A 25840-nucleotide genomic window follows, 5' to 3' on the forward strand; every position below is an offset into this window, starting at 1 on the left:
CACGGAGCGAAGGGTGTCAAGCAATGACGGAAACCGGCAGGACCTCGCCGCCGGCCGAGCGGGTGGTGGCCGTGCTGGAATTCCTGGCACGGCACGAGACCGAGCGGTTCGGCCTGTCCGAACTGTCCCGCCGCGTCGGCCTCAGCAAGCCCACGTGCCTGGGAATCGTTACCACCCTGGTGGATTCGGGCTACCTGATTCGCGACGAGCGGGACAAGAGCTACCGCCTGGGGCCGGCGCTGATCCCGCTCGGGAGGGCCGCCCGCAAGTCCCTGCGCGCCGACCCCGCGGGCGGCGACATCCTGGCCGGGCTGTGGTCGCGATTCGGCCATCCGGTCTCGCTGTCGGGGGTGGTCGGCGACCGGGTCACGGTGCTGGACGTGGCCGTCGACCCCGATCGCCCGGCGATGGTCCGGGTGGGCGACAGCTACCCGTTCACCCCGCCCATCGGACTGATGTACGTGCTCTGGGACCGCACCGGGCGGCTCGAGGAGTGGCTGTCCCGCGATGTGGCCCGAACCGACGGCGACCGGCTGCCCCGCGTGATCGAGGCCTGCCGCGCCGACGGCTACCTGGTGGAGCTGCTCACCCCCGCCGGGCAGCAGCTGTACCGGCTGATGGCCGGCGTGCCCGGCGACATTCCCGCCGAGTTGCGCGCCGTGCTCGGCGAGGTGGTGGCGGGGATCGGCGACCGGGTGTACCTGCGCGGCGAGAACGAGGCGGGCGCGCACACCGTGAGCGTGATCTCGGCCCCCGTCTACGACGGCGAGGGTGCGCAGGCGATGGTGGCCAGCCTGTACGTCAGCGCCGATCTCGACGAGGCCGGCATCGCCGAACGGGCCGCAGCCCTGGTGGCCGCGGCGGACCGGATCTCGGCCCGGATCGGCGGCGATCAGAGCCAGCGGTAGCGCACCTCGGGCCGCCCGCGTCCGCCGTAATCGGTGACGCGCTCGACCACCCGGTCGTCGGCGAGCCGCTCCAGGTAGCGCCACGCGGTGACGCGGGAGATGCCGGTCCGGCTCGCCACCTCGCCCGCCCCGATCGGCTGACCGGCGTCGCGCACCGCGGCGGTGATCAGGGCCAGGGTGGACGGCGCCATGCCCTTCGGGGTCGACGGTGACGGGGCCGGGTCGCGCAGCGCGGCCAGTGCTGCATCGACATCGCGCTGGTCCGCATCGCCCGCGCCGAGGGTGCGGCGGAACTCGCGGTAGCGCTCCAGCTTCGCGGCGAAGGCCGCGAACGTGAAGGGCTTGATCAGGTACAGCATCGCGCCGCGGGCCACGGCCGCGCGCACCGTCTCGATATCGCGTGCGGAGGTGACCATGATGACGTCCGGGCGCGGGGACATCGTGGCCAGTTCCCGCGCCATGTCGAGACCGCTCCGGTCGGGCAGCCCGACATCGGCCAAGACCAGGTCGACCGGGTTTCCCGCAGCCGCGGCGCGAGCGGCGGCACGCAGCCCGTCGGTGGCCGTGGCGGCCGAGCCCACCACCGCGAATCCCTCGATCCGCGAGACGTACTCCGCGTGTGCCTGGGCGATCCGCAGCTCGTCCTCGACGATCAGTACCCGTAGTGTCATCGTGCCCCCTCGATCGGCAGTCGTACCTCGATGGTCGCGGGATGCACAGCGGCGGTGATGGTCCCGCCGTACCTTCCGACCAGGCGGTCGACCAGGGCGAGGCCGAGCCCGCGGCCCTGCACCCGCCCCGTCGCATCCTTGGTGGAGTAGCCCCGTGCCCGAGCGCGTTCGAACTCGCCCGGATCCATCCCCGGTCCGCTGTCCGCCACCGCCAGCGTCCACTCCGGGCCCGTCGCACCGCTCGATACCTCGACCCAGCCGTCGGGACCCGCGGCGTCGATCGCGTTGTCGATGAGATTGCCCAGCAGTGTGAGCATCTCGGAGGCGTCCACCGGGCCGCTGTTGAGCTCGGAGCCCTCCGCCACCGTCAGTTCCACACCCGCTGCCGCCGCCTCGGCGGTCTTGCCCACCAAGAGGGCGGTGACCGCCGGTTCGGCCGCGGTGGCGAGCCGGTCGACCAGCCCCTGCGAGGCGGCCAGATCGGCCGTGGCCACCTCCACGGCCGCATCGCCGCGGCCCAGTTCGATCATCGTGACCACGGCGTGCAGCCGGTTGGCGTTCTCGTGCGCCTGCGCACTGAGCGCATCGGCGAAGGACCGCACCGAATCGAGTTCGCCCAGTACGTCCTGCAGCTCGGTGCGGTCGCGCACGGTGGTCACCACGCCGACCCGCCCCGTCGGTCCCGAGACCGGCCGACGGTTCACCAGCAGCACCCGGTCGGCGGTCACGTGCAGCTCGTCCGTGAGATCGGTGTCGCCGCGCAGGGATTCGGGGAGGTCGGTGGTGCGCACGGCCCCGTCGGGCAGGTCCAGCAGGCGGCGGGCCTCGTCGTTGACCACGGCGGCGGGGCCGCCGGGGGCGGTGTCGTCGAAGACGATCACGCCCTCGGTGAGGGTGTGCAGCACCGCGTCGTGGTGCTCGTACAGCTCCCGCAGATCGGCCGGTGCCAGCCCGAGGGTCTGCCGCCGCACACGACGCTCGATCAACCAGGAGGCGGCGATCGCGACGGCCAGGGCGAGCGCGGACACCAGCAGTACGCCCGGCAGGGTGGCGGCGAGCTGATCGCTGAGCCGGGCCCGCGTGACGCCCGCCGAGACCAGCCCGACGAGCCGTCCGGTCCCGTCGTAGACGGGGGTCACGGCGCGGATCGACGGTCCCAGCGTGCCGGTGTAGGTCTCGGTGAAGGTCTCCCCGGCGAGCGCCCGGTCGATGTTGCCCGAGAAGGGTTCCCCGATCCGGGACGGATCGGCGTGGGTGTAGCGGGTGCGATCGGGCGCCATCACCACGATGAAGTCCACGCCCAGCCGGCGGGCCAGCGCCGAGGTGCGGTCCTGCAGCGCGGCCGTCGGGTCGGGGGAGGCGATCGCGCGGGCCGTATCGGGTGACGTGGCGACCGAGACCGCCACCGCCGTGGTCTGCTGCTCCGCCGCCCGGTCGCGCTCGCCGCGGTCGTCCCACACCACCAGCGCCGTCACCAGAACGGCCACCGTGATCAGCAGCGCGACCTGCGCCAGGAACACCTGGGTGGCGAGCGACGGCGACCGTCGTGAGTCCACGCGCGCCGTCACCACCCGTCCCGATCGATGCACCGGTTTCGTGCACACAATGAACACAAGAGTGTTCCAAGTCACAGTGTGCCGCACGATCAGAACTCGTCAAGCACGACGAAGGAGATCGCCATGACGGCAGCAACGGACAACGATACTTCCGGCGGGCCGGTGCGCCGCAAGAAGGACAAGACGCACTACCTGTACCTGGCCGTGATCGTCGCGGTGATCGCCGGTGTGGCGGTCGGCATGCTGTTCCCCGAATTCGGCAAGGGGCTCAAGCCGCTCGGCGACATCTTCGTCGACCTGATCAAGATGATGATCGCGCCGGTGATCTTCTGCACCATCGTGCTGGGCATCGGCTCGGTGCGCGCGGCGGCATCGGTCGGCAAGATCGGCGGGCTGGCGATGGCCTACTTCGTGGTGATGTCGACCTTCGCGCTCGGCATCGGCCTCGTCGTCGGCAACCTGCTCAAGCCCGGCACCGGTCTGAACCTGCCCGCCGAGGCGGGCGGCGGCGCCAAGTACGCCGATCAGGCGCACGAGGCGGGCGGCACCTGGGACTTCATCCGCGGCATCGTCCCGGACACCCTGTTCTCCTCGCTGACCTCGGGCAGCGTGCTGCAGGCCCTGCTGGTCGCCTTGCTCGTGGGCTTCGCCCTGCAGGCCATGGGTGGCGCCGGTGAGCCGATCCTGCGCGGCGTCGCGATGGTGCAGAAGCTGGTCTTCCGGGTGCTGGTGATGATCCTGTGGCTGGCGCCGGTCGGCGCCTTCGGGGCCATCGCGGCGGTGGTGGGTGCCACCGGATTCGAGGCGGTCAAGCAGCTCGCCTGGCTGATGGTGGCCTTCTACGCCACCTGCCTGGTGTTCGTCTTCGTGATCCTGGGCCTGCTGCTGCGCTTCGTGGCGAACCTGTCCGTGTTCAAGCTCGCCCGCTACCTGGCACGGGAGTACCTGCTGATCGTGGCCACTAGCTCCAGCGAGTCCGCGCTGCCGCGCCTGATCGCCAAGATGGAGCACGCCGGCGTCGAGAAGTCGACGGTGGGGATCGTGGTGCCCACCGGCTACTCCTTCAACCTCGACGGCACCGCGATCTACCTGACCATGGCCTCGCTGTTCATCGCCGACGCCATGGGCGCCCCGTTCTCGATCGGGCAGCAGTTCTCGCTGCTGCTGTTCATGATGATCGCTTCGAAGGGCGCCGCGGGCGTCACCGGCGCCGGGCTGGCCACGCTGGCCGGTGGCCTGCAGACCCACCGCCCCGACCTGCTCGACGGTGTGCCGGTGATCGTGGGCATCGACCGGTTCATGTCCGAGGCCCGCGCGCTCACCAACTTCTCCGGCAACGCCATCGCGACGCTGCTGATCGGCACCTGGACCAAGACCATCGACCGTGATCGCACGGTGGAGGTGCTGGACGGCCGCGCGCCCTTCGACGAGGAGACCATGGTCGACGACCACGATCTGCCCGCGGCCGAGGGCGCACCGTCGGGCGGCGGCGCGGAGGTGGCGCAGGCCCGTTGACAGGCGACGAGAACGCGTTCTAATCTCCAGGTATCAGAAATGGACCGATGCGGTCCAAATATGAACCATTGGAGAGAGTGATGAGCGCTCCCGTCGCCCCGGCCCCCACGACGGTGCCGGCCCATCTGGCCGAGCTCGAAGCGGAGGCGGTGTACATCTTCCGAGAGGTCGCCGCCTCCTTCGAGCGTCCCGTGCTGCTGTTCTCGGGCGGTAAGGATTCGGTGGTCATGCTGCACCTCGCGGCCAAGGCCTTCTGGCCCGCCGCGATCCCGTTCCCGGTGCTGCACATCGACACCGGCCACAACTTCGACGAGGTGCTGGCCTTCCGCGACGATCTCGCCGCCCGGATGGGCGTGCGCCTCGAGATCGGCAGCGTGCAGGACGACATCGACTCCGGCGCCGTGGTCGAGCAGACCGGACCGGGCGCCACCCGCAACCGGCTGCAGACCGCCACGCTGCTGCGCAGCATCGCCGAGCACCGCTTCGACGCGGCCTTCGGCGGCGCCCGCCGGGACGAGGACAAGGCCCGCGCCAAGGAGCGCATCTTCAGCTTCCGGGATCGGTTCGGGCAGTGGGACCCCCGCGCGCAGCGCCCCGAACTGTGGAACATCTTCAACGGCCTGCACGCACGCGGCGAGCACATCCGCGTCTTCCCCCTGTCCAACTGGACCGAGCTCGACATCTGGCAGTACATCGCCGCTGAGCGGGTGGACCTGCCGGCGCTGTACTACGCGCACGAGCGCGAAGTGATCGAACGCGACGGCATGCTGCTGTCGGTGGGCCCGCTGGTGCAGCCCGAGCCGGGCGAGACGCCCGCGGTCCGGACGGTGCGCTTCCGCACCGTCGGCGATGCGACCTGCACGGGCGCAGTCGAATCCGACGCCACCGACGCCGAGGCCGTGGTCGCCGAGGTGGCCGCGACCCGGATCACCGAGCGCGGCGCCACCCGCGCCGACGACCGGATCTCCGAGGCCGGGATGGAAGACCGCAAGAAGGAGGGCTACTTCTGATGGAGATGGTGCGGATCGCGACCGCCGGCAGCGTGGACGACGGCAAGTCGACCCTGATCGGACGGCTGCTCTACGAATCGAAGGCGGTCTTCGAGGACCAGCTCGCGGCGGTCGCCGCGACCACCCGGGCGCGCGGCGAGGCGGGCGTCGACCTCGCGCTGCTCACCGACGGGCTGCGGGCCGAGCGGGAGCAGGGCATCACCATCGACGTGGCGCACCGATACTTCGCCACGCCCGCACGGAAGTTCATCGTCGCCGATACCCCGGGGCACGAGCAGTACACCCGGAACATGGTGACCGGGGCATCGACCGCCGATGTGGCGCTGATCCTCGTGGACGCGCGGCACGGGCTCACCGCGCAGTCGCGCCGGCACACCTTCCTCACCTCGCTGCTCGGTGTGCAGCACGTGGTGCTGTGCATCAACAAGATGGACCTGGTCGGCTTCGCGCAGGAGCGGTTCGATCAGATCCGCACCGAGTTCACCGAATTCGCCGCCAAGCTCGAGGTGCACGATGTGGAGTCGATCCCCGTTTCCGCGCTGCTCGGCGACAACATCACCGAACGCTCGCCGAACATGCCCTGGTACGACGGTCCCTCGCTGCTCTACCACCTGGAGAACGTGCACGTGGTGAGCGACCGGAACCTCATCGACGCCCGGCTGCCGATCCAGTACGTGATCCGGCCGCAGGGCGCCGCCGCTCCCGGGACCGATCCGCGGGCGCTGCACGACTTCCGCGGCGTGGCCGGCACCGTCGCCTCCGGATCGTTCGCCGTGGGCGACGAGGTGGTGGCCCTACCGTCCGGCTTCTCGACGACCGTGACCGAGCTGTACCGGCCCGGCGGCACTCCGGCGACGGAGCTCACGGCCGGGGAGGCGGTGTGTGTGCGCCTGGCGGACCAGCTCGACATCGGCCGCGGCGACATGCTCTGCCGCCCGGTGAACCGGCCGCAGTCCGCCGCCGACCTCGACACCATGGTGTGCTGGTTCTCGGACACCGCCGAGCTGGCGCAGGGCGCCGAATACCGGATGCTGCACGCCAACTCGTCGGAACTGGTACGCGTCGAGGAGGTGGACTACCGGCTGGACACCACCACGCTCCATCGCGACAGATCTGCGACGAATCTGCAGCTCAATGACATCGGACGGGTGCAATTGGCCGCACGGCGTCCCATCCTGTTCGATCCGTACCGGCGCAACCGCACGACCGGTAGCTTCGTGCTCGTGCACCCGCAGACCAACGAGACGGTCGCGGCGGGCATGATCTCGGGGCCCACCCTGAAGAACTCCGCCGTGGTGTGGCACGGCGCCGCCCTCGACCGCTCCGAGCGTGCCACCCGCGGCGGCACGCTGTGGCTCACCGGGCTCTCGGCGTCGGGCAAGTCCACGGTCGCGGCGGAGGTCGAACGCCTCCTGGTGGCCCGCGGCATCCCGGCCTACCGGTTGGACGGCGACAACCTGCGCCACGGCCTCAACTCGGATCTCGGCTTCAGCGCCGCGGACCGGGCGGAGAACGTGCGCCGGGTGGGCGCCGTGGCGCAGCTCCTCGCCGATGCCGGGACGGTGGCGGTCGCGGCCCTGATCAGCCCCTACCGCGCCGACCGCGAGCGGATCCGGCGCGAGCACGAGGCCGCGGGACTGCCCTTCTGCGAGGTGTACGTGGACACCCCCATCGAGCAGTGCGAACGGCGCGACCCCAAGGGCATGTACGCCCGGGCGCGGGCGGGTGAGGTGCCCGATTTCACCGGCGTCAGCGCACCCTACGAGGCGCCGGTGGAGCCCGAACTGGTGCTCCGTCCCTCGGACGGCGAACCCGCCGCGCAGGCACGGCTCGTGGTGGCGCGGTGGCTCGCGGTCAACGCCGCCGCGGGCGGCCTCTAAACTGGGTGGGTGCACGTAGACACGGTCTCTGAAGCCGCCTCCACGCCCGACGTCGACCAGCCCTACCGGGAGCTCGGCCTCAAGGACGACGAGTACCAGCGGATCCGCGAGATCCTGGGCCGCCGCCCCACCGATGCCGAGCTCGCCATGTACTCGGTGATGTGGTCCGAGCACTGCTCCTACAAGAGCTCCAAGGTGCATCTGCGCTACTTCGGCGAGACCACCACCGACGAGATGCGCTCCACCATGCTCGCGGGCATCGGCGAGAACGCCGGCGTGGTGGACGTGGGCGACGGCTGGGCCGTCACCTTCAAGGTGGAGTCGCACAACCACCCGTCGTACGTGGAGCCCTACCAGGGCGCCGCCACCGGCGTGGGCGGCATCGTCCGCGACATCATGGCCATGGGCGCGCGCCCGATCGCCGTGATGGACCAGCTGCGGTTCGGCCCGGCCGATGCCCCCGACACCCGCCGCGTGCTCGACGGTGTGGTGCGCGGCGTGGGCGGCTACGGCAACTCGCTCGGCCTGCCCAACGTGGGCGGCGAGACCGTCTTCGACGCGTCCTACGCGGGCAATCCGCTGGTCAACGCTCTCTGTGCCGGCGTGCTGCGCACCGAGGACCTGCACCTGGCCTTCGCCTCGGGCCAGGGCAACAAGATCATCCTGTTCGGCGCCCGCACCGGCCTCGACGGCATCGGCGGCGTCTCCGTGCTCGCCTCGGAGACCTTCGAGGAGGGCAGCAAGCCCAAGAAGCTTCCCGCCGTGCAGGTGGGCGATCCGTTCACCGAGAAGGTGCTCATCGAGTGCTGTCTCGATCTGTACCGCGAGAAGCTGGTGGTGGGCATCCAGGACCTCGGCGGTGCCGGCCTGAGCTGCGCCACCTCCGAGCTGGCCGCGGCCGGCTCGGGTGGCATGCACATCGACCTGGAGAAGGTGCCCACCCGCGCCACCGGCATGACCCCGGCCGAGGTGCTCTCCTCGGAGTCGCAGGAGCGCATGTGCGCCGTGGTGACGCCGGAGAACGTCGACGAGTTCATGGCCGTGTGCGCCAAGTGGGACGTGCTGGCCACCGTGATCGGCGAGGTCACCGACGGCCCGCACCTGGTGATCACCTGGAACGGCGAGACCGTGGTCGACGCCCCGGCTCGCACCATCGCCCACGACGGCCCCGTCTACGAGCGCCCCGTGCAGCGGCCCGCGTTCATGGACGCGCTCATCGCCGACACCACGGCGGGCCTGCGCCGCCCGGCGTCCGACGACGAGCTGCGCGCCACCGCCCTGAAGATGCTGGCCTCGCCGGCGCTGTGCTCGCGCAAGTTCATCACCGAGCAGTACGACCGCTACGTGCGCGGCAACACCGTGCTCGCCGAGAACGCGGACGGCGGCGTGCTGCGCATCGACGAGTCGACGCAGCGGGGCATCGCGCTCTCGACCGATGCCTCGGGCCGGTACACCTACCTCGATCCGTACACCGGCGGACAGCTCGCGCTCGCCGAGGCCTACCGCAACGTGGCCGTCACCGGTGCCACCCCGAAGGCCGTCACCGACTGCCTCAACTTCGGCTCGCCCGAGGACCCGGGTGTGATGTGGCAGTTCCAGCAGGCCGTGCACGGCATCGCCGACGCCTGCGTCGAACTCGGCATCCCGGTGACCGGCGGCAACGTGAGCTTCTACAACCAGACCGGCTCCACCGCGATCCTGCCGACCCCCGTGGTGGGCGTGCTCGGCGTGATCGACGATGTGCGCCGTCGCATCCCCACGGGCCTGGGCACCGAACCCGGCGAGACGCTGTATCTGCTGGGCGACACCCACGACGAGTTCGACGGCTCCATCTGGGCGCAGGTCGAGCACGACCACCTCGGCGGCGTGCCGCCGAAGGTGGACCTGCAGCGCGAGAAGCTGCTGGCCGATGTGCTCACCGCCGCCTCGCGCGACGGCCTCGTCTCCGCCGCGCACGACCTCTCCGAGGGCGGCCTGTGGCAGGCGGTCGTCGAGGGCGCGCTCGCGGGGGAGACCGGCTGCCGGTTGATCCTGCCCGAGGGTTCGGACGCGTTCGTGCAGCTGTTCTCGGAGTCGGCGGGCCGCGTTCTGGTGGCCGTGCCGCGCACCGAGGAGACCCGGTTCGCCGCGATGTGCTCCGCCCGCGGTCTGCCCGCGGCGCGGATCGGCGTGGTGGATCAGGGGAGCGACGCCGTCGAGGTGCAGGGCCGGTTCTCCGTGCCGCTCGCCGAGCTGCGCGCCACCCACGAGGGCACGCTGCCCGCGCTGTTCTCCTGATCGCGACGGGGTGCCGTCGCACGTCGGTGCTACCGTCGGAGAACTGATGTGACGACGGTCACAATTTCGCCCACTGAGGTGTGCGGACGGTGATCGAGAGGGGTGACATTTGCGGGAGATCGAAGACGGCATCGTCCGGGACTTCAGTGATCGGATGAGCTACGGCTCGTACCTCGACCTGGACACGCTGTTCTCCGCGCAGCACCCGCGCAGCGATCCGCCGCATCACGACGAGCTGCTGTTCATCATCCAGCACCAGACCTCGGAGCTGTGGCTGCACCTGACCGTGCACGAGCTGCGCGATGTCACCGAACAGCTCAAACAGGACCGGCTGGACGTCGCGATGAAGCGGCTGGCGCGGGTCAAGCACATCCAGGAGACCCTGACTCAGCAGTGGTCGGTGCTGGCGACACTCACCCCCACCGAATACGCCCAGTTCCGTGGGGCTCTCGCGAATTCCTCGGGCTTCCAATCGGTGAACTACCGTGCCGTGGAGTTCCTGCTCGGCAACAAGCACGAGGGCATGCTCGCGATCCACGAGGCCGATCCGGAGGGGCACGCGTTGCTCTCGGAGCTGCTGGTGGAACCCAGTGTGTACGACGAGTTCCTGCGCTACCTCGCGCGGCGCGGAATGCCCATCCCGCAGGAGATCCTGGATCGTGACGTCTCCCAACCCTGGGAGTTCAACGCGGACCTGGTCACGGTGCTCCGTGATGTCTACGAGAACGTCGAGGAGAACTGGGACGTCTACGAGGCGCTGGAGGAGCTCGTGGATCTGGAGGACAACTTCCAGTTCTGGCGGTTCCGGCACCTGCGTACCGTGCAGCGCACCATCGGCTTCAAACACGGCACCGGCGGATCGTCCGGCGTCGGATTCCTCAAGAAGGCACTCGATCTCACCTTCTTCCCGGAGCTGTACGCGGTGCGCACCGAGGTCCGGGATGCCTGACGGCGAGACCGCCTGCGCGCCCGACTGGTTGGACCTGCCGATCGTGGACTTCCACATCCACGAGATGCTGCTCGGCGGTGCCGACCTCGCCGGTGTCGCCGCCGCCGTCGACCTCGGTGGGCCGGACGGTCCGCGGCGCCCCGACCGGGTGTACGCGGGCCGGTTCCTCACGGTCCCGGGCGGATACCCGAGCGACCGCGCATGGGCCGCGCCGGGGAGCTGGCGCGAGGTGCGCTCCGCCGCCGACGGTGCGGAGGCCGTCGCGGAACAGATGGCATCCGGCAGCGCCGTGATCAAGGTGGCGCTCAACGCCGCCGCCGGGCCGGTGCCCGGGCCCGCGGTGCTGACCGCGATCGTCGCCGCCGCGCATGCCGCGGGCCGCGAGGTGGTGGCCCACTGCGAGGGCGGCACCGTGGGGACCGCGGCGGACGCGGGTGTGGACGTGCTCGCCCACACCCCCTTCGACGAGGCTCTCGACACCGCGCTCGCACAGGCCTTCCCGTACGTGATCAGTACCCTGGACATCCACGGATGGGGCACCCGCACAGCGGAATCCGCGGCGGCGATCAGTAATCTCCGGGTTCTCGCCGAGGCGGGCGCGCAGGTGCTCTACGGCACCGACCTCGGCAACGGGCCGTTGCCGCCCGGCGTCAACCGGCGCGAGCTCGACCTGTTGGCCGAAGCGGGACTCGGACGCGACGACATCCGCCGCGCCGTCTCCGCGACGGCGGCGCCGCCGGGCCTGCGCGCCGCACTCGAAGCCCTACCCGTGTTCCGCGACCCCCAGGAGGCCCGATGACCGACGCCGACCCCGCGGCGGCGCTGCGCGCCCGCGCGGCCGACCTCGATGCACACGATCCACTGGCACACTGCCGCGGCGAGTTCGACGGTGAGATCCGCGCCTATCTCGACGGCAATTCGCTCGGCCGCCCCGTGCGCGCCGCCGCCGATGCGCTCGCCCGGTTCGTGCCGGGCGAGTGGGGGACCGGGCTCATCCGCAGCTGGGATGACGGCTGGTTCGATCTCCCGCTGACGCTCGGGGACCGGCTCGCTGCAGCGGTCCTCGGTGCCGCCGCCGGCCAGACCATGGTGGCCGATTCGACCTCGGTGATCCTGTACAAGCTGCTGCGCGCCGCGATCGCCGCGGCCCCCGCGGACCGTCGCGTGGTGGTGCTGGACCGGGAGAACTTCCCCACCGATCGGTATCTCGCCGAGGGCGTCGCCGCCGAGACGGGTGTCGAACTGCGCTGGATCGACCCGGACCCCGCCGCGGGTGTCACGGCGGATGATCTGGCCGCCGTCCTGGGATCCGATGTCGCCGTGGTGCTACTGAGCCACGTCTCCTACAAGTCCGGCTACATCGCGGATCTGGAGGGCCTGACCGCCCTCGCGCACGAGCACGGCGCGCTGGTGCTGTGGGACCTGTGCCACTCGGCCGGGGTCCTCGACGTGCGCCTCGATGCCGCCGATGTGGATCTCGCGGTGGGCTGCACCTACAAGTTCCTCTGCGGCGGACCCGGCGCTCCCGCCTTCGGTTACGTGGCCGCGCGGCACCAGGCCGCGCTGACCCAGCCCATCCAGGGCTGGATGGGGCATGCCGACGCCTTCGGTATGGCGCAGGGCTACCGGCCCGCCGAGGGCATGCGCCGATTCCTCTCCGGCACACCCCCGATCCTCGCGATGGTGCCGCTCACGGCCGCGCTCGGCCTGATCGAGGAGGTGGGCATCGCCGCGATCCGGGCGAAGTCGATCACCCTCGGCCGCTTCGTGATCGAGGCCGCGGACGCGCTGCTCGCCGATCTCGGTGTGCGCGTGGTGTCTCCCCGCGACGACGAACGCCGCGGCGGGCACGTGACCGTGGCGCATCCCGGTTTCCGCGCGGTGACCGCCCGGCTGTGGGAGCGGGACATCGTGCCCGACTTCCGCAACCCGGACGGCATCCGCCTGGGCCTCTCGCCCCTGTCCACCAGCTACGGTGAGGCCCTCGACGCCGTCATCGCCATCCGGGAGGAACTCCGATGACATCCGGTCTGCACAAGGGCATGCGCCCGCGCCACCTCGTGATGATGAGCCTCGGCGCCGCCATCGGTGCCGGCCTGTTCGTGGGCTCCGGTAAAGCCGTCGCCGCGGCCGGCCCCGCCGTGCTCGTCGCCTACCTCATCGCCGGCACCATCGTGGTGCTCACGATGCGGATGCTCGGGGAGATGGTGGCCGCCGATCCCAACCCGGGTGCCTTCTCCCACTACGCCGGTCGCGCTCTGGGGCCCGGCGCCGGATTCGCCGTGGGTTGGCTGTGGTGGGTGCAGGAGGCGCTGGTGGTGGCCGCCGAGGCGGTCGCGGCGGCCGCCATCCTGCACGGCCTGATCGGCGGCCCACCGCCGTGGGTGTGGGCGCTGGTGTTCATGGTGACCTTCACCGTGATCAACCTGGCCGGCGTCGGTAAGTTCGGCGAGTTCGAATTCTGGTTCTCGCTCATCAAGATCGCCTTCGTCGTGCTCTTCCTGATCCTGGGCACCGCCTTCCTGCTCGGCTGGACCAGCGCACCGTCGCCCGGCCTGGAGAACCTGGCCGAGCTCATGCCCACCGGCTGGCAGGGCGTGATCGCGGCGCTGCTGCTGGTGGCCTTCGCCTTCGGCGGCATCGAATTGGTGGCCGTCGCTGCCGCCGAGACCGCCGACCCGGAACGCAGTGTGACCCGAGCGATCCGCGCCATCGTCTGGCGCATCCTGATCTTCTACGTGGGCACCGTGACGGTGATCGTGATCGCGCTGCCGTGGAACGATCCCGCCGTCGCGGAGGGCCCGTTCACCGCCGTGCTCAACGCGGCCGGGATGCCCGCCGTGGCGTCCATGCTGGGCGCCGTCATCGTGGTGGCCCTGCTGTCCTCGCTCAACGCGAACCTCTACGGCGCCTCGCGGATGATCTTCTCGCTCAGTGAACGCGGCATGGCGCCCCGGAGCGTGAGCCGCCTCGACGGGCGCGCCGTGCCGGTGATCGGCGTGATCTGCACCGTGATCCCCGGCTTCCTCGCCGTGCCCGCCACCTACTTCTGGGGGTCGGCGGTCCTGGACAACCTGCTCAGCCTCGTGGGCAGCACCCTGATCGTGACCTGGCTGGCCACCATCGCCTCGGAGATCGTGCTGCGCCGCCGCGCCGACCGGGACGGAACGCCGCTGCCGCTGAAGATGTGGCTGTTCCCCTACCTGTCGTACGCGACGCTGATCGGGGTGCTCGCGATCCTGCTGCTCGGGCTCACGGTGGAGGCGACCCGCGGACAGTTCATCAGCACCACCGTGCTCGTGCTGGTGCTGTTCGCGATCGGCACCGTGATGGCCCGCCGCCCGGCGGCCGGCGATCAGGAGCGGCGCGCGTCCTTGGAGCGGTAGAGCCCGGGATCGGCCGCCGCGATGAGGGATTCGACGGTGCTGCGCTGCGGCGCGGAGGTCGTGATGCCGATACTGGCGCCCACGCGCACCGGCACCGTGATGTCGTCGCCGCGTGGACCCGGCACCTGCACCTCCAGTGGCCGCGCGAGGGCGCGCTGCACCACGCCGACAGCGTCGCGCGGCTCGAACGGTGAGAGCACCAGGACCGCGAACTCGTCGCCGCCCACCCGGTAGAGCGCGCCCTTCCCGGCGAGCGCCGCCTGCAGCCGCTGCGTGGCGGCGATGAGGAGCTGATCGCCCGTGGCGTGCCCCAGCCTGTCGTTGATGGCCTTGAAACCGTCCAGGTCGATCAGGCAGAACCCCACCGGACCGGTGCGGGTGGCCTTGGCGACGGCGGACTCCAGGCTTCGCCGGTTCGGGATCCCGGTGAGCGGATCGTGATGGGCCAGATGATCGAGCCGCGCGTGCATCACTCGCAGCTCGGTGACGTCGTGGCCCACTCCCACGATGAGTGCGGGACGGTCGTCGTGGGAGCGCACCCGACTCAGCGCCCACCGGCCGACGCTGATGTCGCCACCGCTCACCAGGGTGCGGTGCTCCAGGAAGCGCGTCACCGACTCGTCGTCGAGTGCGGCCAATTCCTCCAGCGTGTGCGCCACCTCCCGGGGATCGTCGGCGAGGAGGCGGCGCACATCGTCGCCCTCCGGACCGAGCAGCGCGCGATTCGACTCCATCATCGTCGCCATCATCGGGCTCGCCTCCAGGACCCGGCCGTCCTCGTCGGCGATGAAGACGGGGGAGCGGGCGTGCTCGAACATGATTCGGGTCCTGGCCTGCGCCTGGCGCGCGCCCTCCTCAGCCGACCGGCGGGCGAGCTCCGCGGCCCCGTAGACCAGGGCCTGCCCCTCGAAGATCTTGTCCGTGAGCGCCGCGGTGTAGCCGCCGGTGAATTCCGCGATGAGCAGCGCCGCGCGGCGCCGCGACCGGTCCGAGGGCTCGGGCGAGAGCACATCGGGGATGGCTGCGACGATCCGTGCACATGCCGTGGCGCCCACCGGCTTGGTGACCTGCAGGGACACCAACAGCTCGCCGAGTTCGCGCCCCGCATCGGGGACGAACTCCTCCGCCTCCACCGCGTCGAGCACCCGCTCGAATCCCTCCGTGAGAGCGGCCCGGTACGCCGACGCGGCGATCGGCAGGTACACGTGATCGACCACGGCGCTGATGAACTCGTCCGCGAGGTGTTCGGCGATGCGCTCGCGCCGCACCAGGCCGCTGAGCGGTGGCACAGACTCCGACATCCCGGCTCCTCCTGGCGCACGCGGACGCCGTGGGTTAACTTGCCTTCATCATGACAGAGCCCGAGCCGATCACCGACCGATCGCCGTACGGACCGCGGATGTTCGGCGTCGAACGCCCCACCGCGGCCCGGTTGTACGACTACTTCCTCGGCGGCACCAGCTACTCCATCGCCGACCGTGCCGTGGGACGCGAGATCGAGCGCCGCGCGCCGCACTGGGCGATCGGTGCCCGGCTGAACCGTTCCTACGTGCGTCGCGTGGTGCAGCTCATGGCGAACGCCGGTATCGATCAGTTCCTCGACCTGGGCTCCGGGATCCCCACCGGCGGCAACGTGCACGACGTGGCGCGCGGCATCCATCCCGGCGCCCGCGTGGTGTACGTCGAGAAGGAGCTCGTCACCTTCCAGACCGCGCAGTACCTGCTGGAGGGCCACGAGGCGGCGGCCGTCATCAATCTCGACCTTCGTGATCCGGAATCCGTACTGGCACATCCCACCACGCAGGGGCTACTCGACCTCTCGCGGCCCGTGGGGCTGATCCTGGTGGGAGTACTGCTGTTCATTCCCCCGGACGAGGCGCAGGAGATGATCCAGCGCTACCTGCGGGTGCTCGCCCCGGGGAGTCACGTCGCGATCCTGGTGATCACCGAGGATTTCACCGATGCCGAGGTGGCCAGCGAGATCGACTGGGTGCGCGAGCAGTACGCGGCGACGGCGGACCGGCTGTACACGTACACGCCGCAGCAGGGACGGGACCTGTTGGCGGGCACCGAGCCGGTGGAGCCGGGCTTCGTCCGGCACCCGCTGTGGCGGCCGGAACTGCCGCCGTCGCCGGAGCAGCTGCGGTGCGGCCACGGCTACGTGTGCGTGAGCCGGGTGCCCTAGCCCCGGTCCGACGCGGTCAGGATCCGGCGATGTCCAACGTCGCCACGATCTGGTCGGACGGTGTCGTCGCGCCGCCGGGCGCCTCGATCGAGATGCCGAACGTGGTGGCACCGTCGAGCCCCGGCACCGCAGCCGTCGTGGTGGGCCGGACGTCCTGCTGCGTCATCGTGCCGCGCGAGCGTGCGCCGCCGCCCGGATCCATCAGCCACATCTGGTAGACGGTGCCGTCCTTCGGAGGCGGGACGTCGTTCATGAGCACCACACCCGCGTTCTTCTCCCGCGAGTACACCAGCGAGATCGTGGCGTTCCCGACCCGCGCCTGAGTGGTCCGCGCGTCCGGCGCGGCGAGCACCGCACTCGAGTCCGGTGCGCCCGGGGCGGAATCGGTGCCGATGCCGCGGCCGACGAGCACGCCGACGGCGACGGCGACGATCACCATGGCCGCCGCGGCCAGCGCCTGCATCCGGCGCCGCGAGCGAGCGCCGCGCGCCGGTGTGGACGGGGCACGCAGCGGTGTGGCGCCGGACTCGCCGACGAGACCGCCGAGAATGCGGTCGAAGGTGCCCGGGGCGGGCTGCTCCGCGAAGGTCTCGGCCTGCGCGGCCATGGTCTCGCGGACGTCGCGGACCCGGCCGTCGAAATGCCTGCGGGTGTCGGCCTCGGTCGCATCGAGGGAGGCCTCCACGCGGCGGATCTCGTCCGCCTCCAAGGCGTAGAGGGCGTAGGGCTCGGCGAGGTCCAGCAATTCGTCCGGGGGAAGGGGCGGGGTGGCGTTCACGTCGGATCACCCGCCAGCGGGCCGAGGCACCGTCGCAGTCGGGCGATGCCGTCGCGGATGCGGGTCTTGATGGTGGGCAAGGGAGCGTCCAACTGCTCGGCCACCTCGCGGTAGGTGTGCCCGCCGTAGTACGCGAGCGTCAACGCATCGCGTTGCGGGGAACTGAGGGTGTCGAGGCAGTCGACCACCGCCGTCGCGTCCTCGTTGCGCTCCGCGGCCTCGGAGACCGTGTCGTGCGGGCGCTGGTAGGCGTCGGTGGCGAAGGTGTTCTCCCGGTCGCCGCGGGCGCGTTCGGCCCGCACCCGGTCCACGGCCCGACGGTGCGCGATGGTCACCAGCCAGGCCTGCGCGGAGCCGCGGTCCGGATCGAAATCCGACGCCTTGTGCCAGGCCTCCAGGTACACCTCCTGGGTGATCTCCTCGCCGTAGCCGCGATCTCCGATCACCCGGACGGCGGTCCCGAAGACCAGGTGCGCGGTCCGGTCGTAGAGATCGCGGAAGGCGCCGACGTCGCCGCCGGCCACGCGGGGCAGCAGCGCATCCGCATCGGATCGAGCACGGGCCATCGATGCCCCTCCTTCGTTGCACCGAAGGGTACCGGGCCCGGGCGGCGGCAGCACCCGGACGGTACGGAACCGGGAACCGCACCGCGGCCGGATCAGTGGCGCACACGGCGGGGTGGTCGCGGAACGAAGAAGGACGTGCGGGCGGCGTACTCGTCCCAGCCGGGGCGCGCACTCATGAACCGCTCGAGCAGGCGGGCGCCGGTGGCGTGGACGAGGAAGTAGGTCATCAGCGCGGGCGAGGCCACGGTGAGCACGCCCGGCCAGGCGCTCGCGGCGATCAACCAGATGCCCCACCAGGTGCAGGCGTCGCCGAAGTAGTTGGGATGCCGGGTCCACGCCCACAGGCCGCGGTCCATGATCATCCCGCGGTGCGCGGGATCGGCCTTGAAGGCCCGCAACTGGTGATCGCCCACGGCCTCGAAGCCGATGCCGGTCAGCGCTGCAGCGAGCCCGGCGGCCGCCACGATGAGCGCGGCTCCGCTCGTGGGGCCACTCACCGCGGACACCTGCACGGGCAGCGAGATGAACCACTGCGCGGCGCCCTGGACCACGAAGATCTTGCGGATCACCGTGCCGGTGCCGCCGCCACCGGCACGGTCCAGCATGTCCGTGTAACGCGGATCCTCGCCCTTGCCCGCGGATTTGACCCACATGTGCCAGGACAGGCGCAGGCCCCACACCGTGACGATCGCGGTGATGATCCAGCCGCGGGTGCGGTCACCGTCGCCGAGGAGCAGAGCGATCCACGCGACCGCCACGATCCCCGCGCCCCAGGCCACATCGACCACGTTGTACCTGCCGATGGTCCGGCCCACCGCGAAGGTGATCGCCTGCACCGCCGCCAGCACCACCAGGGAGGCCGCGGTCACGAGGAGGAAGCCGTTCATCGCCGCACCTGCGCACCGAGCACGACCTGCTGCACGTCCAGGTACCCGGAACGGAAGCCCGCCTCGCTGTACGCCAGGTAGAACTCCCAGAGGCGTTGGAAGGCGGTGGAATCCGCGGGCGGCGGCAGTGAATCGGGATCGTCGAGGAAGCGTTCGCGCCACAGCCGCAGGGTCTCGGCGTAGTGCGCACCGAACCGGTGCCGGGCCTGCACGGTGAGGCCCGCGCGCCCCGCGGCGGCGGAGATCGCCTCGGTGGAGGGCAGCATGCCGCCGGGGAAGACGTACTTCTGGATCCAGGTGTACGTGCGCAGGGTGGCCAGCATGCGATCGTGCGGCATGGTGATCGCCTGCACAGCGATCCGTCCACCGGGAGCGAGCAATCGAGCCAACGCGGCGAAGTACTCGTCCCAGTGCGCGGCGCCGACCGCCTCGATCATCTCGACCGAGACCACGGCGTCGTACTCGCCGAAGACGTCCCGGTAGTCGAGCAGGTCGATTCGGACCGCGTGCGACAGGCCGGCCTCGGCCACCCGCTGCATCGCCAGATCGCGCTGCTCGACCGAGAGGGTCACCGAGCGCACCTCGGCGCCGCGGCGGGCCGCCCGCAGGCAGAGCTCGCCCCAGCCGGTACCCACCTCCAGGACCCGGGTGCCGGGACCGACGCCCGCAGCGTCGAGGAGCCGGTCGATCTTCGCGGCCTGCGCGTCAGGCAGGGCGGACCGCGGGACCTCCGCCACCGCGGGAGCGCGGGTGACACCGGGCGCGCCGTCGGGGAGTTCCGCGGCGGAGAACAGCGCACTGGAGTAGGTGAGCGTCTCGTCGAGGAAACGCGCGAACAGTTCGTTCGACAGGTCGTAGTGGTGGGACACGTTGTCCTGCACGTGATCGGGCGTACCGAGCTCGGTGCGCGGCCGCCGCACCGCGGCGAGTGGACGCAGTGCCTGCAGCCAGCGGGGAACGAGGCGGGGCATGCGCCCCGCGAGCGCGGTGAGCGTCCCGGCCAGGTCGGGGGAGTCCCACTCGCCGGCGACATAGGCCTCGCCGAATCCGATCAGCCGGGAGGTCCCGATCCGGCGGGCCACCGCATCCGGATCGTGCAGCACGATGGCCGGCCCGGCCGGTGCCGGGTCTCCGGTGCTCGACAGCGACACACCGCAGCGTGCACAGGCGTGGGTCAACAGGATTCGCGCGCCGCGGCCGAGCAGTGCGGCGCGCGCGCCGGTGGGGGCGGGCACGGTCGGGTGGGGACGGTCGGTGCGTCGGGCCTCGAGTTCAGCGGTCACGGGTTCGCTTCCTGTTCGACGGGGACGGGGACGGGGACGGTGGTGGTGCGGGCGGTGGGCCGGGCGCGGTCGCGGGGCACGAGGGGGAGGCCGGCCGCCCAGAGGCGGATGCCGTGCACCCGGATCAGGGCCGAGACCACCAGCGGGGCCAGGGGCGCGCGCAGCTGGGAGGCGAGCACGCCGCGCGCGGTGGCGGGTCTGCGGGTGCCGCGCCACGTGGCGACGAAGGGCGCCTGATCCGGACGTTCGAGCACCACGTCGATCGCCAGCCGCGCACCCGGCTCGGGCATCCGCAGCCGGTAGCGGCCCTCCACCGGGTTGAACGGTGAGACGTAGAATTCCTTGTCCACCACGGCGCCCGATTCGGCGCCGGCATCGAGGACGTAGGCGTGCCGGCCGCCGTAGGTGTTGTGCACCTCCGCGATCACCGCCCGCACCGAACCCGCGCGGTCGTGACACCAGAACACGGTGAGGGGATCGAAGACGTAGCCGAGGCACCGCGCGTTGAGCAGGGCGGTGATGCTGCCGCCCGGGGGAGCGACGCCGTGCGCGTGCAGGGTCTGCTCGACCCGCGCGCGCAGGGTGTCCGCGCCGCTGCGCACCGGGGAGAGATGGTCCCGGGCGCGGAAGGTCGCGAGCGGCCGCAGCCAGCGCGGAAGGTCCGGTGGCGCGTCGACGTCGATGAACCAGCTGGCGCTCCGGTGCCGGAAGGAGTGCCGGACCGGCGAGCGCCGAGCGTGCCCGATCTCGGTGTCGTACAGGGCCGCCCTCATGATCTCGCTCCGGTGAGCCGTTCCGCCGCCCGCAGGCCCGAGGCCGCGCCGTCCTCGTGGAAGCCCCACCCGTGGTAGGCCCCGGCGAAGGCGAGGACCCCATCGGACAGCTCCGGGAGGCGCTGCGCCGCGGCCACCGATGCGGTGGTGAACGCGGGGTGTTCGTAGTCCAATTCCGCGATCACCCGGGACGGATCGACCAGTTCGTCGCCCCCGAGCGTCACCAGCGCGCGGTCGCCGCCCGTGGGCAGGCCCATCAGGCGGGTGAGGTCGTAGGTCACCGAGACCCGCCCCGCGTCGCCGGTCGCCAGGTAGTTCCAGGAGCCGCGGGCGTTCTCGTGGCGCGGCAGCAGTGAGGTGTCCGTGTGCAGCAGACCGGGATTCGGGGAGTACTCGATCGCGCTCAGGAGCGCGCGCTGCGCGGGAGTCGGATCGCCCAGCAGGGCGAGCGCCTGGTGCGGGTGCACGGCGACCACCGCACCGTCGAACTGCTCGGTGCGGCCGGTGTCGTCCAGGATCCGCACCCCCGAGGCCTCCCGGCGCAGGCTGCGCACCCCGGCACCCGTGCGCACATCCGCGATCCCGGCCGCGATCTTCTCGACGTACTGCGCCGAACCACCGACCACGGTGCGCCACTGCAACGATCTCCCCACCGACAGCATCCCGTGATTGGCGAGGAACCGGAACAGGTAGCGCGCCGGGTACTCGCCGACCCGGCCGGGCGGGCAGGACCACACCGCGGCCACCAGGGGCAGCAGGAAGTGCTGCACCACACGATCACTGAGTTGCTCGCGGCGCACGAACTCGGCGAGGGGGAGATCCTCCCCGCCCTCGTCCAGGTGCCGGCGCGCGGCACGGTGGAAACGCGGCACCTCCGCGAGCAGGCGCAGGTGCTGGGGGTCCGTGAGGTGCCGGGCGGTGGGCAGTAGACCGCGCAGGCCCTTGCCGCCCGCGAACTCCACGCCGTGCGCATCGTCGCGGATCGACATCGACATCTCGGTGTCGCGCGTGGCCACACCGAGCTCGTCGAACAGGCCGCACAGCACGGGGTAGGTGGTGTCGTTGTGCACGATGAAACCCGAATCGACGGACACCGGGTGACCCACCCCGAGATCCACCTGATGGGTGTGGGCGTGGCCCCCCAGCCGATGATCGCGCTCGTACAGGGTGACCGCCGCGGTCCTGCTCAGGACGTGCGCCGCGACCAGCCCGGCCACGCCGCTGCCGACCACCGCCAGCCGCCTGTTCTCCGTTCTCATGCCCCGTATTCGGAGCCGACGCCCGTGCGGATGGGGCGCGATGGCGTGAGATTTCCGGCATGGCCGCGCACCCCCGGCGGGGCTACCGTGAGGAGCATGGGCATCCGGAGATCAGCAGTCATCGAATCACCCGTCGACGAGGTCTTCGCGTGGTTCTCCCGGCCCGGGGCGTTCACCCGACTGATGGCGCCCTGGGTGCCGATGCGGCTGGACTCGCAGGCCTCCTCGCTCGCGGACGGAGTCACCGTGATCGACCTGCCGGGCGGCCTGCAGTGGTTCGCCAAGCATGATCCGAGCGCGTACGTGCCCGGCCGCCGATTCGTCGACGAGGTGGCGGTGGACGGCGCCCGCTCGCTGCCCGCCGGGCTGTTCCCGTGGCGGCACATCCACGACTTCGAACCCGTGGACCCGCAGCACACCCGGGTGAGCGACGACGTACGGACGCCGGTGCCCGAGCAACTCCTCTCGGAGGTCATCGAGTACCGGTACCGGCAGTTGGCGGCCGACCTCGCCGCGCACCGTCGGGCCGCGGAGGCGGGACTGGGCCCGTCGACGGTGGCGGTGACCGGCGCGTCCGGACTCGTCGGCACGGCGCTCACGGCGTTTCTGAGCACCGGTGGACACCGGGTGATCAGGCTGGTGCGCGGGGAGCCCGGCGCGGATTCCGAGCGCACCTGGAACCCGGAGGCCCCCGACCCGGCGGCGCTCGACGGCGTCGACGCCGTGATCCATCTCGCGGGCGCCGGGATCGCCGGCCGGTTCACCCGAGAGCACAAGGAGGCCATCGCCGACAGCCGCATCGAACCCACGCGGCTGCTGGCCCGCGCCGCCACCGCAGCGGGCGTGCGGACCTTCGTGAGCGCCTCCGCCGTCGGCGTCTACGGCCGGGACCGGGGCGACGAGGTGCTCACCGAGGAATCCGCGCCGCCCGCCACCGCCGACTTCCTCTCCGACGTGGTGCGCCGCTGGGAAGACGCCGCCCGCGAGGGCGCCGGAGACGGTACCCGGGTGGTCTCGGTGCGCACCGGCATCGTCCAATCACCGCAGGGCGGCATCCTCAAACTGCAACTGCCCCTGTTCCGGGCCGGCCTCGGCGGACGTCTCGGCAGCGGCGAGCAGTGGCAGCCCTGGATCGGGATCGACGACCTCGTCGACATCTACCACCGAAGCCTGTGGGACACCACGCTTTCCGGCCCGGTCAACGCCGTCGCCCCGTCCGTTGTGCGCAACGCCGACTACACCCGGGAACTGGGCCACGTGCTGCACCGGCCCACCCTGTTCCCCGTGCCCTCCTTCGGTCCCGCGCTGCTCCTCGGCCGCGAGGGCGCACAGGACCTCGCGCTCGCCAGCCAGCGGGTGCGGCCCGCCGTCCTCGAGGACCGCGGCCATCCGTTCCGCACCCCGGACCTCGGCGGCGCGCTGCGGCACCTGCTGGGCTGAGGACCGTCACACCGCCCAGGTGTGCACCGGCTCCCCCTCGTGCATCAGCTCGACGTAATCGGCGAGCATGCCGCGCAGGGCGCGTTCGCGGGTCTCGCCCGCGGCCTCGCGGGCGGCGACGGCGGCCCGCTGCCAGGACGATCCGGTCTGCCGCTGCACGCACCGTCCCTCCAGCAGCGTGAGGTACCGATCCCGCGACCGCGAGCCCACCCCGTAGGCCTTGAGGCCCTCGTCGACCAGCGGCAGTAGGCGGCGCAAGACCAGCTCGTCGGGACGGATCCACCCCACGTTCGGCCAGTACAGGCCCGCATCGAAGCCGTCGCGGGCCCCGGAGTGCAGGTTCTCGGTGGCGGCGTCGAAGCTCATCTGCGTCCAGATCGGGCGGTCGGCCTCGACCAGCGCACGCACCATCCCGTAGTAGAAGGCGGCGTTCGCCATCGTGTCCACCACCGTGGGACCCGCGGGGAGCACCCGGTTCTCCACCCGCAGGTGCGCATGGCCGTCGACCACGTCGTACACCGGGCGGTTCCACCGGTACACGGTGCCGTTGTGCATCCGCAGCTCCGGCAGCTCGGGCGCCTCGCCCCGGTCGACCACCTCCAGCGGGTCGACATCGGTGCATACCGGGAGCAGCGCCGGGAAGTAGCGGGTGTTCTCCTCGAACAGGTCGAAGGTGGAGGTGATCCACCGCTCCCCGAACCACACCCGCGGCCGCACCCCCTGATTGCGCAACTCGATCGGCCGGGTGTCGGTGGCCTGCTCGAACAACGGGATCCGCGACTCGTGCCACAGCGCCTTCCCCGCCAGGAAGGGCGAGTTGGCCGCGATCGCCACCTGCACGCCCGCGATCGCCTGCGCCGCGTTCCAATGGGCGGCGAAATCCTCCGGCGCCACCCGCAGGTGCAGCTGCAGCGAGGTGCACGCCGCCTCGGGAAGGATCGTGTCCGAGGTGATGTCGAGGCGCTCGCCCACGATCGCCCCCGGCATCGGCGCGCCCTCGATATCGATCTCGATGTCCTCGCCGCGGGCCGCGAAGACCTGTTCGTTGAGCAGGTCGTAGCGCGGGTTCGCCGAGAACCACTGCTTCGCGAAATGCTCCTCGCCGAGCGTGGGCAGCATGCCGATCATCACCAGATGCGAACCGGAGGCGCGGGCCCGTTCATCGGCGCGATTCAACGACGCGCGCAGTGAATCCTCGAGGCTGATCGTGTGCTGATCGACGAAGGGGCGCGGCGCCACATTGATCTCGATATTGAACTGACCCAATTCGGTCTGGAAATCGGGATCGGCAATGGCGTCGAGCGCCTCCGCATTGGCCATCGCCGGCTCCATGCCGTCGTCGACCAGATTGAGCTCCACCTCCATGCCGAGCAGCGGCTCCGGGGGCGCACCGTCGTCCGTGAACAGGCCCTCGGTCAGCATGCGGGCGATCGCATCGGTCCCGCGCTGCACCTGCCGGCGGAACCGCATCCGGTCCTCGCGCGTGAACACCCTGGCGTCGACATCGGCTCCCATGCCCGAAGCCTGACAGAACCCGTGGGCCCGCCGGGGGAGAACCGGGCGAGAAATGGTGATCCGGCCGACACCTATTCGCAATTGCAAGCGCTGGTTTACAGTGCAGGCGGATGACCATTCGCGCTGACGCAATTCATGAGTCGGTGCAACGAAATTCAGGAGTTCTCGTGCGTTCTCTGCGTACCACCCTCGCCGCGGGCACGGCCGTCGCCGCCCTGATCGCTCCCCTCGCCGTGGCCCAGGCCGCGCCGGGCGACAAGCCGACGACGCCCGTCGAGCAGCTGCTGCTCGGGGAGGGCGAATTCCCCGCCGGCTACGAGATCATGCCCTTCTCCGTGGCCGAGAAGCTCGACATCGTGGCACCGCTGAGCCAGTTCGCCAGCCGTGTGAAGGTGACGCCCGCCGAGTGCGCGCCCAAGGTGACGCCCGCGCTGCAGGACAAGGCCACCAACCTGCCCATGATCAGCGCCTTCAACGAGCAGATGTCGACCGGTCTGGTGGAGGTGCTCTCCACCGAGCAGGCCGCGCTCAGCCGCACCACGCTGCAGAACTGCAGCGACGTCAAGGTCGAGCTCGAACCCACCGCGCAGCTCCCCGCCAAGGCGGTCATCAACATCAAGCTGTCGCTCACCCAGGTGCCCGGCCAGCCGGCCGGCGCGACCGTGATCTCGACCCAGGGCACCGGCACCGTGGTCGTGGCGGGCAAGGATGGAAAGCCCGGCCGTGAGCGCAAGGTGAACGTGAACCAGCTCGAGGGCGTGGCGCAGGTGCGCGGCTACACGGTGGTGGTCACCGCGTCCGGCTCGCAGGGCGGGCGCCTGGACCGCGCCGGATTCGCCCAGGCGCTCACCAAGGCCACCGCGAAGGTCCGCGACGCCCGCTGACGTGGGAGCACGGGACCCCGATGCCGGATCGGTATCGGGGTCCTTCGTGGTGGTGCATTTCGGGTGTTAGATTTCTTAACGTCGCTCACAGCTTTCACACCCACCCGGAGGGAACCCC

22 protein-coding genes are annotated in these 25840 nt (G+C 71.1%); 12 read left to right on the forward strand and 10 right to left on the reverse strand.

The window, feature by feature from the left end; genetic code table 11:
* Positions 1-23: 23 nt before the first annotated feature.
* Positions 24-908 carry an IclR family transcriptional regulator gene (locus TTY48_RS12545; RefSeq protein WP_220657810.1) on the forward strand — a complete coding sequence of 295 codons (885 nt, stop codon included), beginning with the start codon at positions 24-26 and terminating at the stop codon, positions 906-908.
* Here TTY48_RS12545 and TTY48_RS12550 read toward each other — a convergent pair.
* Together TTY48_RS12550 and TTY48_RS12555 are read right to left on the reverse strand one after the other, a co-directional pair.
* On the reverse strand, positions 893-1579 hold the full coding sequence (locus TTY48_RS12550; RefSeq protein ID WP_220657811.1) for a response regulator: 687 nt from the start codon (positions 1577-1579) through the stop codon (positions 893-895). The genes TTY48_RS12545 and TTY48_RS12550 overlap by 16 nt on opposite strands.
* Positions 1576-3147 (reverse strand): sensor histidine kinase, encoded by a 1572-nt coding sequence (locus TTY48_RS12555; protein WP_255585656.1) that lies wholly within the window; start codon positions 3145-3147, stop codon positions 1576-1578. The genes TTY48_RS12550 and TTY48_RS12555 overlap by 4 nt, the downstream gene beginning before the upstream one ends.
* Positions 3148-3258: 111 nt before the next feature.
* Here TTY48_RS12555 and TTY48_RS12560 point away from each other — a divergent pair, with 111 nt between their 5' ends.
* The 8 genes from TTY48_RS12560 (at position 3259) to TTY48_RS12595 (ending at position 14152) form a co-directional block, all read left to right on the forward strand.
* A complete protein-coding gene (locus TTY48_RS12560) occupies positions 3259-4650 on the forward strand; it encodes a cation:dicarboxylate symporter family transporter (protein WP_220657812.1) in 1392 nt (463 codons plus the stop codon).
* 80 nt (positions 4651-4730) lie between these two features.
* Positions 4731-5660 (forward strand): sulfate adenylyltransferase subunit CysD, encoded by a 930-nt coding sequence (gene cysD, locus TTY48_RS12565; protein ID WP_220657813.1) that lies wholly within the window; start codon positions 4731-4733, stop codon positions 5658-5660.
* Entirely contained in the window at positions 5660-7540 is a 1881-nt protein-coding gene (gene cysC, locus TTY48_RS12570) for an adenylyl-sulfate kinase (protein WP_220657814.1), read from the forward strand. The genes cysD and cysC overlap by 1 nt, the downstream gene beginning before the upstream one ends.
* Before the next feature lie 9 nt (positions 7541-7549).
* On the forward strand, positions 7550-9817 hold the full coding sequence (purL, locus tag TTY48_RS12575; protein WP_220657815.1) for a phosphoribosylformylglycinamidine synthase subunit PurL: 2268 nt from the start codon (positions 7550-7552) through the stop codon (positions 9815-9817).
* Between the two features lie 154 nt (positions 9818-9971).
* Entirely contained in the window at positions 9972-10766 is a 795-nt protein-coding gene (locus TTY48_RS12580) for a tryptophan 2,3-dioxygenase family protein (RefSeq protein WP_220658569.1), read from the forward strand.
* Positions 10759-11565 carry a hypothetical protein gene (locus TTY48_RS12585; protein ID WP_220657816.1) on the forward strand — a complete coding sequence of 269 codons (807 nt, stop codon included), beginning with the start codon at positions 10759-10761 and terminating at the stop codon, positions 11563-11565. The genes TTY48_RS12580 and TTY48_RS12585 overlap by 8 nt, the downstream gene beginning before the upstream one ends.
* Complete coding sequence (locus TTY48_RS12590) at positions 11562-12788, forward strand: kynureninase (RefSeq protein WP_220657817.1); 1227 nt, start codon at positions 11562-11564, stop codon at positions 12786-12788. The genes TTY48_RS12585 and TTY48_RS12590 overlap by 4 nt, the downstream gene beginning before the upstream one ends.
* Positions 12785-14152: an amino acid permease gene (locus tag TTY48_RS12595; RefSeq protein ID WP_220657818.1), complete on the forward strand. Its 1368-nt coding sequence runs from the start codon at positions 12785-12787 to the stop codon at positions 14150-14152. Before TTY48_RS12590 ends, TTY48_RS12595 begins: the two co-directional genes overlap by 4 nt.
* Here the strand turns inward: TTY48_RS12595 and TTY48_RS12600 are convergent.
* Positions 14122-15453: a sensor domain-containing diguanylate cyclase gene (locus TTY48_RS12600; protein WP_220657819.1), complete on the reverse strand. Its 1332-nt coding sequence runs from the start codon at positions 15451-15453 to the stop codon at positions 14122-14124. The genes TTY48_RS12595 and TTY48_RS12600 overlap by 31 nt on opposite strands.
* A 50-nt stretch (positions 15454-15503) precedes the next feature.
* Here TTY48_RS12600 and TTY48_RS12605 point away from each other — a divergent pair, with 50 nt between their 5' ends.
* Positions 15504-16337, forward strand: a complete 834-nt coding sequence (locus TTY48_RS12605; RefSeq protein ID WP_220657820.1) for an SAM-dependent methyltransferase — start codon at positions 15504-15506, stop codon at positions 16335-16337.
* A 16-nt stretch (positions 16338-16353) separates the two neighbouring features.
* Here the strand turns inward: TTY48_RS12605 and TTY48_RS12610 are convergent, their stop codons facing one another.
* The 6 genes from TTY48_RS12610 to TTY48_RS12635 form a co-directional block, all read right to left on the reverse strand.
* Entirely contained in the window at positions 16354-17115 is a 762-nt protein-coding gene (locus TTY48_RS12610) for an anti-sigma factor (protein ID WP_220657821.1), read from the reverse strand.
* Positions 17112-17681 (reverse strand): ECF RNA polymerase sigma factor SigK, encoded by a 570-nt coding sequence (gene sigK, locus TTY48_RS12615; protein ID WP_220657822.1) that lies wholly within the window; start codon positions 17679-17681, stop codon positions 17112-17114. The genes TTY48_RS12610 and sigK overlap by 4 nt, the downstream gene beginning before the upstream one ends.
* A 92-nt stretch (positions 17682-17773) precedes the next feature.
* Entirely contained in the window at positions 17774-18568 is a 795-nt protein-coding gene (locus TTY48_RS12620) for a DUF1295 domain-containing protein (RefSeq protein WP_220657823.1), read from the reverse strand.
* Positions 18565-19851: a class I SAM-dependent methyltransferase gene (locus TTY48_RS12625; protein WP_220657824.1), complete on the reverse strand. Its 1287-nt coding sequence runs from the start codon at positions 19849-19851 to the stop codon at positions 18565-18567. Before TTY48_RS12625 ends, TTY48_RS12620 begins: the two co-directional genes overlap by 4 nt.
* On the reverse strand, positions 19848-20624 hold the full coding sequence (locus tag TTY48_RS12630; RefSeq protein WP_220657825.1) for a DUF1365 domain-containing protein: 777 nt from the start codon (positions 20622-20624) through the stop codon (positions 19848-19850). Before TTY48_RS12630 ends, TTY48_RS12625 begins: the two co-directional genes overlap by 4 nt.
* Positions 20621-21883 (reverse strand): NAD(P)/FAD-dependent oxidoreductase, encoded by a 1263-nt coding sequence (locus TTY48_RS12635; protein WP_220657826.1) that lies wholly within the window; start codon positions 21881-21883, stop codon positions 20621-20623. The genes TTY48_RS12630 and TTY48_RS12635 overlap by 4 nt, the downstream gene beginning before the upstream one ends.
* Before the next feature lie 96 nt (positions 21884-21979).
* Here TTY48_RS12635 and TTY48_RS12640 point away from each other — a divergent pair, with 96 nt between their 5' ends.
* Entirely contained in the window at positions 21980-23323 is a 1344-nt protein-coding gene (locus TTY48_RS12640) for a TIGR01777 family oxidoreductase (RefSeq protein WP_220657827.1), read from the forward strand.
* A 6-nt stretch (positions 23324-23329) separates the two neighbouring features.
* Here TTY48_RS12640 and TTY48_RS12645 read toward each other — a convergent pair whose 3' ends face one another.
* The gene (locus tag TTY48_RS12645) at positions 23330-24838 is read right to left on the reverse strand and encodes a glutamate-cysteine ligase family protein (RefSeq protein WP_220657828.1); all 1509 of its coding nucleotides are present in this window, start codon (positions 24836-24838) and stop codon (positions 23330-23332) included.
* 167 nt (positions 24839-25005) lie between these two features.
* Between TTY48_RS12645 and TTY48_RS12650 the strand changes: the two genes are divergently transcribed.
* Positions 25006-25722 carry a hypothetical protein gene (locus tag TTY48_RS12650; RefSeq protein WP_220657829.1) on the forward strand — a complete coding sequence of 239 codons (717 nt, stop codon included), beginning with the start codon at positions 25006-25008 and terminating at the stop codon, positions 25720-25722.
* The last annotated feature ends 118 nt before the right edge of the window (positions 25723-25840 follow it).

Origin of the sequence: Tsukamurella sp. TY48, from assembly GCF_019656655.1 — a bacterium.
Taxonomy (GTDB): domain Bacteria; phylum Actinomycetota; class Actinomycetes; order Mycobacteriales; family Mycobacteriaceae; genus Tsukamurella; species Tsukamurella strandjordii.